This window comes from Ohtaekwangia kribbensis, from assembly GCF_042676245.1.
Classification (GTDB): Bacteria; Bacteroidota; Bacteroidia; order Cytophagales; family Cyclobacteriaceae; genus Ohtaekwangia; species Ohtaekwangia kribbensis.
In genome coordinates, this window is record NZ_JBHTKA010000004.1 from 354,865 (window position 1) to 366,437 (window position 11,573).

The 11,573-nt window shown below is 42.5% G+C and carries 13 protein-coding genes; 5 read left to right on the forward strand and 8 right to left on the reverse strand.

Annotated features, from left to right (window positions below; genetic code table 11):
* Window position 1: 1 nt before the first annotated feature.
* Together ACFQ21_RS14725 and ACFQ21_RS14730 are read right to left on the reverse strand one after the other, a co-directional pair.
* Complete coding sequence (locus ACFQ21_RS14725) at window positions 2–1,138, reverse strand: helix-turn-helix domain-containing protein (RefSeq protein WP_377580024.1); 1,137 nt, start codon at window positions 1,136–1,138, stop codon at window positions 2–4.
* A gap of 31 nt (window positions 1,139–1,169) precedes the next feature.
* Window positions 1,170–1,442 (reverse strand): acylphosphatase, encoded by a 273-nt coding sequence (locus ACFQ21_RS14730; protein ID WP_377580025.1) that lies wholly within the window; start codon window positions 1,440–1,442, stop codon window positions 1,170–1,172.
* Window positions 1,443–1,608: 166 nt separating this feature from the next.
* Here ACFQ21_RS14730 and ACFQ21_RS14735 point away from each other — a divergent pair, with 166 nt between their 5' ends.
* Window positions 1,609–1,950 carry a YciI family protein gene (locus ACFQ21_RS14735; protein ID WP_377580026.1) on the forward strand — a complete coding sequence of 114 codons (342 nt, stop codon included), beginning with the start codon at window positions 1,609–1,611 and terminating at the stop codon, window positions 1,948–1,950.
* A gap of 94 nt (window positions 1,951–2,044) precedes the next feature.
* The gene (locus tag ACFQ21_RS14740) at window positions 2,045–2,479 is read left to right on the forward strand and encodes a nuclear transport factor 2 family protein (RefSeq protein ID WP_377580027.1); all 435 of its coding nucleotides are present in this window, start codon (window positions 2,045–2,047) and stop codon (window positions 2,477–2,479) included.
* Between the two features lie 248 nt (window positions 2,480–2,727).
* Here the strand turns inward: ACFQ21_RS14740 and ACFQ21_RS14745 are convergent, their stop codons facing one another.
* A complete protein-coding gene (locus ACFQ21_RS14745; RefSeq protein WP_377580028.1) occupies window positions 2,728–3,351 on the reverse strand; it encodes a hypothetical protein in 624 nt (207 codons plus the stop codon).
* Window positions 3,352–3,373: 22 nt separating this feature from the next.
* Window positions 3,374–4,822, reverse strand: a complete 1,449-nt coding sequence (locus ACFQ21_RS14750) for a hypothetical protein (protein ID WP_377580029.1) — start codon at window positions 4,820–4,822, stop codon at window positions 3,374–3,376.
* Window positions 4,823–5,198: 376 nt separating this feature from the next.
* Here ACFQ21_RS14750 and ACFQ21_RS14755 point away from each other — a divergent pair, with 376 nt between their 5' ends.
* Window positions 5,199–6,461, forward strand: a complete 1,263-nt coding sequence (locus tag ACFQ21_RS14755; RefSeq protein ID WP_377580030.1) for an RNA polymerase sigma factor — start codon at window positions 5,199–5,201, stop codon at window positions 6,459–6,461.
* Here the strand turns inward: ACFQ21_RS14755 and ACFQ21_RS14760 are convergent, their stop codons facing one another.
* The 4 genes from ACFQ21_RS14760 to ACFQ21_RS14775 form a co-directional block, all read right to left on the reverse strand.
* Window positions 6,462–7,427, reverse strand: coding sequence for an AAA family ATPase (locus ACFQ21_RS14760; RefSeq protein ID WP_377580031.1), 966 nt, complete (start codon window positions 7,425–7,427; stop codon window positions 6,462–6,464). It abuts the gene before it with no gap.
* Window positions 7,424–8,089: a nicotinamide riboside transporter PnuC gene (gene pnuC, locus ACFQ21_RS14765; RefSeq protein WP_377580032.1), complete on the reverse strand. Its 666-nt coding sequence runs from the start codon at window positions 8,087–8,089 to the stop codon at window positions 7,424–7,426. The genes ACFQ21_RS14760 and pnuC overlap by 4 nt, the downstream gene beginning before the upstream one ends.
* Window positions 8,090–8,170: 81 nt before the next feature.
* Window positions 8,171–9,613 (reverse strand): aldehyde dehydrogenase, encoded by a 1,443-nt coding sequence (locus ACFQ21_RS14770; protein ID WP_377580033.1) that lies wholly within the window; start codon window positions 9,611–9,613, stop codon window positions 8,171–8,173.
* A gap of 6 nt (window positions 9,614–9,619) precedes the next feature.
* Window positions 9,620–10,405: an SDR family oxidoreductase gene (locus tag ACFQ21_RS14775; protein ID WP_377580034.1), complete on the reverse strand. Its 786-nt coding sequence runs from the start codon at window positions 10,403–10,405 to the stop codon at window positions 9,620–9,622.
* Between the two features lie 87 nt (window positions 10,406–10,492).
* On the opposite strand from ACFQ21_RS14775, the gene ACFQ21_RS14780 reads away from it, so the two are divergent.
* Entirely contained in the window at window positions 10,493–11,023 is a 531-nt protein-coding gene (locus tag ACFQ21_RS14780) for a 3-hydroxyanthranilate 3,4-dioxygenase (protein WP_377580035.1), read from the forward strand.
* A 24-nt stretch (window positions 11,024–11,047) separates the two neighbouring features.
* Entirely contained in the window at window positions 11,048–11,524 is a 477-nt protein-coding gene (locus ACFQ21_RS14785) for a methylated-DNA--[protein]-cysteine S-methyltransferase (protein WP_377580036.1), read from the forward strand.
* Window positions 11,525–11,573 lie beyond the last annotated feature (49 nt).

Sequence of the window (11,573 nt, forward strand, 5' to 3'; positions counted from 1 at the left end):
ATCACGCAGAACGAAATTCAGAAGGAGTTTTACCGGATATCTTTTTAAACGCTGTATTGAATGACGACTTGGAATTATAGCCAACCTGCTCCGCTATCTCTTCTACTTTAACATGAGGTTGTTCTTTCAGTAGTCGCTTGGCTTCTTCTACGCGATACTCCGCTACCATTTCAAAAAAACTCTTTCCTAAACCATCATTAATCACCTGCGACAATACATGCACCGTGGTATTTAATTTGCCAGCGAGTTCCGGCAATGAAAAGCCTGACTGAAGAAAAGGCTTATCACGCGTCATCAACATCGCTAACTTATCCAGTAACTCTTTTTGAGCATCTGCTGTTACGCCTGAACTTTTATACTTCTGCGGTTCGCTAAGGGCAACCTGTCTGAAGAAACCTGAATGACTTATTACATTAAAACTGGTAAGATATATAGTAAACGAAATATAGGCCGCAAACAGGTGATCGCCTGTATCATCAATATTAAGATACTTCACCACAAATATTATCACGGTAGCACTCGTCATGTGTAAAATGCCGGATCGTAACTTTTTAAGAACGGAATGTACAGGCGCAAAAAATGATTCACGCTTCTCTTTAAAAGCGCGTATAACTTCCACCAGTCCAAACAAAAAATATATACCTATACTAACCAGCGACATCAGCGTATGATGATCCGTTACCCACAGCCATCTCGGGTCATAGCCAACCGAAACATCTCGAAACGGCAGGTTGGGATGATACGCATATACCCATGAGTTATACTTAAAATCGTTTGACTGTATCAAAAACGGAATCAGCAAGAAAAAGTAAACCACCGGGAATATATAGTGCACCAATTGCATTTTTCGTGATACCGAACCATGAATAAGACTTCGGATCATGAGGTAAAACGATGGCCCGATAGCCAATGCGAACGGCTCAGAAAAATCAACCAGAAACAAACAGTCTACTATATACCCGGTATACATCAGAAATATCTCCAGTATGCATGCTGCCATGGAGAGCAACATCAACCCCTGAAAGAAGTTAACATCGTTCTTCCGGTTCTCTCTCGACAAGAAGAAAAAAGACAAAAAGATAGCCTGGACAACACCCAGCAAAATAAAAACAGCAAAGAGATCGATATGATATGGCATCAGGCAGAATACGATTCGATGGAACAGATGGTTATCGCTTCACGACAAATTCAGTAAATCCTTTCCAGATTCCTTCGTGAATTTCAACGTTGCTTACCCGGGCCGCAGGTGGTCCTTGCTTGCACCATGCAACCAAAGCATCCAATACAGCCTCATCACCTTCCGCTTCAATGTAAACTGACCCGTCCGGCTCATTCCTCACAAAGCCTTTCAGACCTAAACGTTGCGCTTCATCGTGCGTGGATGCGCGATAAAATACTCCCTGCACACGACCGGATACCTTTATAGAAATATGTTTCTGCATGCTATACCACTAGAGAAGTCAAATTACTTCGGTTTTTACACCCCTGCAATCGCCACCCGATTTTGGTCGTGATAAATATTTAAAAAAATTTTAAGATTCTTTGTCCGGAACCAAGAGGTTCGCCCGTCATCGTGTAAATTTTGTTCAACCTTAAACTTTAACAATCATGGAAAAGTACATGTTTTTATTTCGCGGTGGAGATGTAAGCCATTTATCACCGGATGCACAGCAGGCGCACATGCAAAAGTGGTTTGCCTGGGTAGAAAAATTAACCAAAGCTGAACGCTACGCTGGTGGTGAAGCGTTGCTGCCCGTTGGCAAAACCGTATCAGGCGCAAAGAAAACTGTTACGGACGGCCCGTATGCCGAAGGAAAAGAAATTGCTGGGGGATACTTTGTTGTACTCGCCAAGAGTTTGGACGAAGCAACCGAGATAGCAAAAGAATGCCCGGACTACGATTATAACGGAAGCGTAGAAGTACGCGAGGTTATGAAGTTTGATATGTAGGTTCACCCTTACCTACTCCTTAACAAGAAATTCTCAGGTTGTCAGATTTTCCAGCACGTTATCTGGCAACCTGTAACTATCATATCATTATTCTATGAAAAATATACACCTATACCTGCTTACACTGGCAGTGAGTGTGGCATGCAGTTCGTCAGATCACGAGCAACAACAAAATATAGCACTTACACAAAAAATGTTCGAGGCATTTAACAAGCATGAGTGGCAAGCGATGGCATCGTACTACACGGGGAACGCATCATTTCTTGATCCGGCTTTCGGAAAAGATTACGTAACAAAAACGCAACAGGAAACAGCTGCCAAATATAGCGAGCTTCAAAAAATGTTTCCTGATCTGCACGATGAGGTTGTAGGACTTTATCCTTCCGGAGATAAAGTAACGATAGAGTTTATCGCCACAGGCAGCATGAACGATAGTATATCTTTCAAACTTCCAATTGTTTCGGTGCTTACGTTTAAAGACGGGAAGATTATACGTGATGCTACGTATTATGATCAGGAACAGCCATAGTATAGCTAAGGCTTTGTACCTTGAAGCATCAGAGTCCTGAAGTCCACAGGAGGCCAGTGACTTTGATGGAGAGTGCGTTCACTTGTGCATAGAGAACTATATAGGTAATCGTTAAAAAGAGCAAAACACTAAACCCTTTCATGACTATTCCTATAGGTCCTAGATTGGACTTGTAATCATCGGCTTCTGGATTATTCCGCACTCTGGCTTCAATTGGATTTAAAGTAATGCTTCATATTTTATTCCTGTTATTCTGATTTAACGTATTCTGCAAAGTATCCATGATTCATTCCGTTATCTCTCGTGACGTGAAGTCTTTTTCTACCTTTTGAGTCACGTATTATTTCATAGATCCAGCCTTCAAAGTAATTTTTATAGATTACGATATAATGAATATATCCGAAATGCGGATCAACCTGTATTCGGTAAGTATATTTATATATCCTGACTGGTTTACCTTTTTCGTAAAATCTGATTTTCCTTTTAGAAATTATAACCTCTTCAATCTTGGTTGAATCTATACACCGAGGGTAGTTACAGTGTCCTTCGTAGTCTAGTTTCCATTTACCACGCAGAAAACCGTTGCTTTGTTTCGTGATTTTTTGCTTTATCTTTTTGTTAGCGATATTTATCTCTTTTGAGTTTTCTCCATGTTGTGCTGTATTACCTAAGCGGTACAAAATCTGATATGCTTTTATAGCAGAGTCTTGTTTAACTAAGGTCAAAGCGTATTTTAAGTAGTGTTGCTCTTGACCTTTTTGAATTTTGATCGGATATTCAAAAAGATCGTCATTGAGTGTTGAATCATTTTGAGCTTTGACCACTCCAACAAGACAAACACACAACAAGAAAGATACTTTTATCACTTTCATTTAATTCTTGATTTTAATATCTTCAATCATTGTTACAATTAGCACCACCGATACTCGTAATCTTTATCTCTCCATTCACCACAATTTTTACTACTCTTTCTTCTTGTTCACCAACTTTGGAAATACTTTCATTGGTCAATTTCCATTTATCCATCGAAGTCTGAAAGTTACTTGTCTCCATTGCATCGGAAAAACTATATAACCAAAGAGCGGCCACTTTTTGTACTTCTTGAGGGGTTAAATCTCTATTGTAAACCTCTGCCAATGCACCAATCATAGCTTGTGTTCTGCTGGGTGACGACATAAATTCATGTTTTTCCTTTGGAAGCATCTTCTGATACATAGTGCTCATATTTAGAATGGCATGCATGGTTTCGTGATATATAGCTACAATCTGAAAAAGCTCGCTTGTTCCAGGAAGAGTAAAGGAATTTAGCGTAATATCTACATTCTGAATTTTGCCGGGAGTGGTGTAGGCTGACGATGTATGTGCATGTATAGGATTATTTTCATCGTTTAAAATGGTATTTATTTCTTTGAAGTTTAGGTTTTGCGCTTGCCCTGCATCAACAAACCAATGTTTGGCGTTCTGATTAATCTTATTCTTAAAATCCTCCCGCATCAGGTTCTTAATCACGCCTATCAAACACGGAGATTTCACATTATTAAAAGTAATATCATCAAAGCCCGGCTCCGGAACTACCACTACCGGATTTTTCTTAACCGGCTTAGGTGCAATCGTACCTGTACTTCCTCCGGAACCTTCGCTGCGTGGAGTCGCATCGCTTGCTCCTACGTATGTACCACCACCTCCTGCGGGTGGTATACCGGTCATGTCATCGCACCAGCCACGGTTAAATGAAAATGTACATACCGTGCTCACTTCTGTTTTGTGATCGTACTGGCAATGGCACGGATAATCGGTTCGCGTTTCTACTTCATAGATAGTTGTGCAGGTTTGCTCAATGCTTTTTACACACTGATTCATGAGTTGCGTTCTTCCTCCGGCAGCTGCACTGTCTTGCGCAACCGGTAAGGTAAATTCGCGAATCAGTTCTCCGGAAAGGTTATATTGCTGAAACGTTCCTTTGAAAGGATCTCCGGCTATATACGGCCCATCCAGGATATAGCGGTATATAAATCCATAGAAACCATCCTCATATTGTGATAATACAAGGTTCTCGAAGTAATCGGGAGAATCATCGGGTAAGCCAAAGGTATAATTCAGGATGCCGCTGTCGGGTTCGCTATATTTGAAGAATGCGTCTGCAATTTCCAGACTGCTGATTCTTCCGTTGGCAAAACTTCCCTGCACGTTTGATAGCAGCTCTTTTACAGCAGGCTCGTGTTCGAGATCGGTAATGGTTATTTTCTTTTCAGTGGCCACCTGCTGAATCCTGATTTCGTCATGATCGCACGAGGAGCCCCATACCAGCAGAATGGCCAAAACAATGGATAGATATTTTTGCATACTTGTCTATTTCCTTTGTAGTGCAATAACAAGTATTTAGATATAGTATGCTATACCGGAAAAATCAGGTTGAATTCAGATTAATCATTTCGCTACTAGTAATCGATGTATAGATATACCACTTTCATAGTTAAAGTATTAACAGATCACATCGAAATTACTTTTCCATGGCTTTGTTATAGCTCTCCAAAAGGCCACCTTACCAAATAGAATATCCCATAAACTATACCCACCTCAAAATTAAAGTAACCCCAAAAAACACACAGCATTCCATCAGTAATCATCCAACATATAAAGGCCACAACAAGAGCAAAAGAAGATACAATCACTTGTAATATCACAGATTTAGACATCCAGAAATTCCATACCTTTATGAATGCCCGAACAAAACATCAATCAACTCGTAAGTCACCTCTTCCGGCATGAAGCCGGGAAGATGACAGCCGTGCTTACGCGGTTGTTGGGCTTCGGTTCATTTGAGGTTGCACAGGATATAGTACAAGATACGCTGCTCAAGGCGATGTCTACCTGGAGCTTTAAGGGAATTCCTGAAAATCCATCGGCATGGCTATATACTGTTGCGAAACGTAAGGCGGTAGATATTATCCGTCAGCAACGCGTTCATCAACATCATGAAGAAGCTATAGCAAAGGCGCTGCAATCTGAATGGACATTGTCGCCTGTTGTTAGTCAACTGTTTCTTGAAAATGAAATTGAAGACAGTCAACTGCGAATGATGTTTGCATGCTGTCATCCTGCTATACCGTATGAGTCACAACTTGCCTTTGCACTAAAGGTACTCTGCGGATTAAGTACATCTGAAATAGCGAACGCGTTTCTCACCAGCGAAGACACGGTTGCCAAAAGAATTTACCGGGCGCGCGAAAAAATAAAAGAAGAAAAAATAAACCTGGAAGTACCCTTAGCCACAGAATTACCCGACCGACTGGACACCATATTGCATGCGCTATATCTACTTTTTAATGAAGGGTATAATTCATCGCATCCCGACAAACTTATTCGCAACGATCTTTGTGAAGAAGCGATACGACTCTGCATACTCCTTACACGAAATATAGTTACCAATACACCATCCGTAAACGCATTACTGGCACTGATGTGCTATCAGGCATCGCGGGAGGATGCGCGAATCGCTAACGATGGTGCTATCATCTTATTAAAAGATCAGGATCGAAGTCGATGGAACAAAGCGCTTATCGATCGCGGCAACTATTATCTCGAAGTATCAGCCGATGGCGATGAGATTTCCGAATATCATCTGGAAGCGATCATTGCTTCCTGCCATGCAGAAGCTGCTACATTTGAAGAAACGAATTGGAAGAAAATATATCACTTTTATACGCTACTGGCTGATATAAAACAAAGCCCCATTGTAGAGCTGAATAAAGCTATCGTATTAGGCTACGCGCAATCCCGGGAAGCTGGACTTGAAGCGTTGAAAAAGATTACAGCGCTTAACGATCACTATCTATACCATGCCGCACTTGCAGATTTCCACGCATTACTTTTCCAGAACACAGAAGCGCAGCAGGCGTACGAACGCGCCCTTCAGCTTACATCATCCGGAGCAGAAAAAGAGTTATTGAAAAAGAAAATACAACAATTAACGCTTCGATAATCATTGTAACAACCGATCGATCTCTTTTCGAACAATCGCCTCGCGCTCTTCATAACTTCCACGCACTAACACGTAAGGTATATTTCGAACTTCGAGCGCATCTTTAAAAACATTAAACATGGCTTCACGCTGATGTCCGAGATCACGAAGATCATCTGCTACCCACGGCACATCAATATCAAACAGAAAATATAGATCATATCGAACCGATTTCTCCAATTGATACAACTCTTCGGGGACGGCACCGAGGTAATGTTGCGAGTATATTTGTGTTGTAATCGCATCGGTGTCACAAAAGAGAATTCTGTTGGCTACGCGTGTTTTATCCTCAATACGGGCAGCATGTGCATAACCAATCGTAACAATATCTTCCATTGTAAACACATTGGACGAAATGATTTCACGGGCAACTTCCGGAACAAATTCCGTATTATATACTGCTGCCATACGCTCCGCCAGGGTAGATTTACCCGTGCTCTCGGCACCGAAGAAACATATTTTCTTAACAAAGTATGGCCTGACTACGGGAGGTATATAATTCCAATATTGAAAAGGATGTTGTCTTATTTTTGTAGCTGATATAGGGACAAACTTTCGTTGCGGATCGAAAGCTTGATGCTCTGCCCCGAGGTGTTGAGCGAACGGCACACCATATTCTTCTGAACTGAAAACTATATCTACTGCAGGATACGTTCGTCTGATAAAATTAGCCCAGATCTTTGTGCGCTCGGGTAGCGGCAATGATTCATCATCAAAATCATCCAGCACCATAGCGGGCCTAATCAATACATCATCCTCAAATATAGTTTTGATCCATGAGAGTCGTAAAGCAGGATCGATCGGGTCGTGTGGAGTATAGCTCATCGACACAATCAATTCATCACAATGTTCTGCTGCAAAGCGGATCAATGTCACATGACCTTCATGTATCGGGAGAAATTTACCGATAACAAGTCCGCGCTTCATACACGTTGCGTTTGGTAGCTTTTATACTCCCGAATCCAGTGCCACAAACCAAACGAAGCAATGATCGTAAACATGAAATACAAAACACTATACAACATAATACCCTTGATATAGTATAGATAGGTGGCGACAATATCCACGATGATCCAGATGATCCAGCACTCTGCCTTTTTACGAATCATAAAAAATGTCGTGATAATACTCATCACGGTAATAAAAGAATCTGCATACGGAAAGGCACTAGGCACAGGAAAGAACGATGGGAACCAATGATGCAACTGACTTGCCAGCGTACCCAGCAGTGCAGTTCCAACTAATCCACCGAGGCATATACCGGCAAATGTATATATACCCATAAAGCTCACCCTCAATTCATTTCGTTTATCCTCTTCTCCCGGTTGCGGATTTGCCCACCGCCACCAGCCGAGCACGTTGGTTACAAAAAAGAATATCTGTAGAAACATATCCGGGTATAGCTGTATCTGGTAATACAAAAAGAACGACAGCACAACGTTAATGATACCAATGGGCCAGCTCCACAAGTGAGCCTTCGCAGACAGCCACACGGCAATAGCCCCGGAAACAAATCCAAAAAATTCGAGGTAGCTCATTTTATAGCCGAGCAGCTCAAAAAATATAGTATTAATATCGAAGAAAGACATTCGCGCTGATTAGTGATTCGAAAGATATAGGATCGAAGATGAAAAGATAAAAAGCACTTATAAAAAAATATAATATTTGATCTACAGCTTAATACAAACATTTTTAGCCTCCGTAAAAAAGCGCAGCGCTTCCAGGCCGCCTTCACGACCAACACCGGATTGTTTCATTCCTCCAAAGGGAGTACGCAGATCGCGGAAGAGCCAGCAGTTTACCCAGATGATGCCACTTTTTAAATGCGCAGCGATACGATGTGCACGTTTCAGATTCTCTGTCCAGAGCGTGGCGGATAGTCCGTACGTTGTGCTGTTCGCATAGCGTATTACTTCCTCTTCCGTATCAAACGGCATGATGGTTACTACAGGGCCAAATATTTCTTCCTGGTTGGTACGACATAAATGATCGAGCCCGATAATAACAGTAGGTTCTATAAAATATCCCTGTGCGCATCGCCCGGCTACAGTAACGCGATGACCACCGGTAAGAATCGTTCCTCCCTCCTGCTTTGCGAGTTCTATATAGGACAGTATTTTATTCATGTGAGCTTCCGACACCAACGCACCGGTAGTTGTATCTATCAACAGCGGATCGCCCACCACCAGCGTTTTTGTTCGCGCTACAAATGCATCGGTAAACTTTTGATAAATGCCACGCTCTACAAAAATGCGCGAGCCACACAAACAAATCTCACCCTGATTTGAAAATGAAGACTGCAACGAAGTATTTACCGCTTGTTCAAAATCACAATCTGCAAAAACTATATTTGGGTTTTTACCGCCCAGCTCCAGCGACAATTTTTTAAACATAGGTGCAGCCGTAGCAGCTATCTTTCTACCTGTAACCGTTCCTCCTGTGAACGATATAGCAGTAACATCCGGATGCTCAATGATGGCCTGTCCTGCTTTTGCTCCAAGACCATGCACTATATTCAGCACACCCTTCGGCAAGCCCGCCTCTATGCAAAGTTGAGCGAACAGAAAGGCTGTCATCGGTGTAAGTTCAGAGGGCTTCGCCACCACGGTGCAGCCAGCCGCCAGCGCAGGCGCTATCTTCCAGGTGAACAGATACAGTGGTAAATTCCAGGGCGATATACAACCGGCAACGCCTACCGGTGTACGTAAGGTATAATTCACTGCTTCGTTACCGGTAACATGCGCTTCACTTGCAAAATGAATAGCACCACTCGCAAAGAAACGCATGTTGGCAGAAGCACGCGGTATATCCAAAGCCTTCGCCAGACGAACCGGTTTTCCGTTATCTATACTTTCCGCTAAAGCAAACTTATCCAGATCACGATCGATCAGATCAGCAATGCGCAAAAGTATAGCCGAACGTTTTTCTACCGGCATAACACTCCATTCTGCAAAAGCATGTTGTGCTGCCGAAACAGCAGCCGCCACATCGCGTTCATCGGAATCCGGTATAAAGCTATATATTCTTCCTTCCGAAGGATTATAATTATCGATATACTTCCCGGTATGCGGAGCCAGTAATTTACCTTCTATATAGTTATCGATATATTCCATAGTCTGTCAGAGGCATCCGGTTCGTCCGCCATCCACCGGTACATTGACACCATTTATATACCCGGCCGCTGGTGTTGCCAGAAATGCTATAGCGGCTGCAACTTCGTGCGAGTCGGCTATCCGTCCTGCAGGTATCTCTCGTATCATATCCTGTTTGGCTTCATCAAACGTCTTGCCTGCTTTTTGTGCATTTGAAGTGATCAGCGATTCAAGTCGTCCTGTCATGGTTGAACCCGGCAATACATTATTTACAGTTATACCAAATGGCGCAAGCTCCAGCGAAAGTGTCTTCGACCAATTCGCAACAGCTCCGCGAATCGTATTGGACACTCCAAGACCACGAATCGGAATTTTTACCGATGTCGATATAACATTGATAATTCTTCCGTACGCTGCTTTCTTCATGCCCTCAACCAATGCCTGCACAAGAATATGATTACACAGCAAGTGATTAGAGAATGCCTGAACAAAATCTTCTGTGCGCGCATCCATGGCTTGTCCTGCGGGCGGACCTCCGGTATTGTTTACCAGTATATGTACCGTGTTCGTGCGTGCATAGTCATTTACTTTACTTCGAAGATCATCGGGCGCACTGAAATCCGCCACGACATAATCATGCGCTGCACCTTTCGCTGTGGACAATTCTTTCAGCACAGCTTTAAGTTTGTTTTCGTTGCGGGCAATCAGTGTTACACGTGCACCTAATAGTGCGAGTTCCACCGCTGATGCCTTTCCTATACCCTGCGTACTGCCGCATACTATGGCGTGTTTCCCGGTTAAATCAAGATTCATGAATAAAGCTATGTATGTGAATTGTTCTTAAATTTAAGAAGGAATAGATGGTTTAACACAACCGTATCAAAACTTAAAAAGTATTATATGGCCATTCGCAGACCTTTTAACCTTAACCAGTGGATACGTGATAACCGCGATCTGCTGAAACCTCCGGTGGGAAACAAGAATTTATATGCTGATGCCGGTGATTATATTGTTATGATTGTAGGCGGACCGAATGCCCGTAAAGACTATCACTACAATGAGACGGAAGAATTATTTTACCAACTGGAAGGCGATATAAATGTACGTATACAGGAAGATGGCAAACCGGTAGATATACCTATACGGCAGGGTGAAATGTTTTTGTTACCCGCACGCGTGCCGCATCGACCGGAGCGGCCGGCTAACTCCATCGGACTTGTAATTGAATGCAAGCGTGTTGAAAAAGAAATTGAAGATGGGCTAATCTGGTTTTGCGATGCCTGCAACAACAAGCTTCACGAGTATCGTTTTCACCTTGACAACATTGAGAAAGATTTTATTCCGCGGTTTCGTGAGTTCTATGGATCGACATCGTTGCGAACGTGTCGTAAATGTGGAACGGTAATGGAAGCCGATCCACGGTTTGTATAAGTATATAGATGAAGTCATTATAGCATGCAAGGAAGAGCTTATTATTCTTCTCCGGTTGGAGACCTGTTGATAGAATCCGAGAACGACAAGATCATTACGGTAGGTTTTCTCAGAGATAGCAAGAAAGAAGAGATGCCTACTGCAACCACAGATCAATGTATAACTGAACTGGAAGAGTATTTTTATAAAGGTCGTAAATTCTTTGACGTGGAACTCGATCTGCGAGGTTCGGCATTTCAACTGAACGTATGGAATGCATTATTAACTATTCCCTATGGAAGAACTGCTTCGTATGAAGATATAGCAATTCGTGTTGGTGATATGAAATCAATTCGCGCTGTCGGGTTGGCGAACGGCCAAAATCCGATCGCTATCATTGTACCATGTCACCGCGTAATTGGTAAAAATGGTAACCTGATTGGCTATGGTGGCGGACTTGAGAATAAGGAATGGCTGCTTTATCACGAGGGGGCTATCCGTAAACAGTTGTCGCTCTTCTAAGAGGCGCTAATCGTTATCCGTTTGTATATAGTTGGCGGCATTAAATTTT

Bases quoted from the DNA above. Each gene is read 5' to 3' on its own strand.
- ACFQ21_RS14785 (WP_377580036.1), top strand. From the start codon at position 11,048: ATGCAAGGAAGAGCTTATTATTCTTCTCCGGTTGGAGACCTGTTGATA.
- pnuC (WP_377580032.1), bottom strand. From the start codon at position 8,089: ATGTCTTTCTTCGATATTAATACTATATTTTTTGAGCTGCTCGGCTAT.
- ACFQ21_RS14730 (WP_377580025.1), bottom strand. From the start codon at position 1,442: ATGCAGAAACATATTTCTATAAAGGTATCCGGTCGTGTGCAGGGAGTA.
- ACFQ21_RS14760 (WP_377580031.1), bottom strand. From the start codon at position 7,427: ATGAAGCGCGGACTTGTTATCGGTAAATTTCTCCCGATACATGAAGGT.
- ACFQ21_RS14780 (WP_377580035.1), top strand. From the start codon at position 10,493: ATGGCCATTCGCAGACCTTTTAACCTTAACCAGTGGATACGTGATAAC.
- ACFQ21_RS14750 (WP_377580029.1), bottom strand. From the start codon at position 4,822: ATGCAAAAATATCTATCCATTGTTTTGGCCATTCTGCTGGTATGGGGC.
- ACFQ21_RS14745 (WP_377580028.1), bottom strand. From the start codon at position 3,351: ATGAAAGTGATAAAAGTATCTTTCTTGTTGTGTGTTTGTCTTGTTGGA.
- ACFQ21_RS14740 (WP_377580027.1), top strand. From the start codon at position 2,045: ATGAAAAATATACACCTATACCTGCTTACACTGGCAGTGAGTGTGGCA.
- ACFQ21_RS14775 (WP_377580034.1), bottom strand. From the start codon at position 10,405: ATGAATCTTGATTTAACCGGGAAACACGCCATAGTATGCGGCAGTACG.
- ACFQ21_RS14735 (WP_377580026.1), top strand. From the start codon at position 1,609: ATGGAAAAGTACATGTTTTTATTTCGCGGTGGAGATGTAAGCCATTTA.
- ACFQ21_RS14755 (WP_377580030.1), top strand. From the start codon at position 5,199: ATGCCCGAACAAAACATCAATCAACTCGTAAGTCACCTCTTCCGGCAT.
- ACFQ21_RS14725 (WP_377580024.1), bottom strand. From the start codon at position 1,138: ATGCCATATCATATCGATCTCTTTGCTGTTTTTATTTTGCTGGGTGTT.
- ACFQ21_RS14770 (WP_377580033.1), bottom strand. From the start codon at position 9,613: ATGGAATATATCGATAACTATATAGAAGGTAAATTACTGGCTCCGCAT.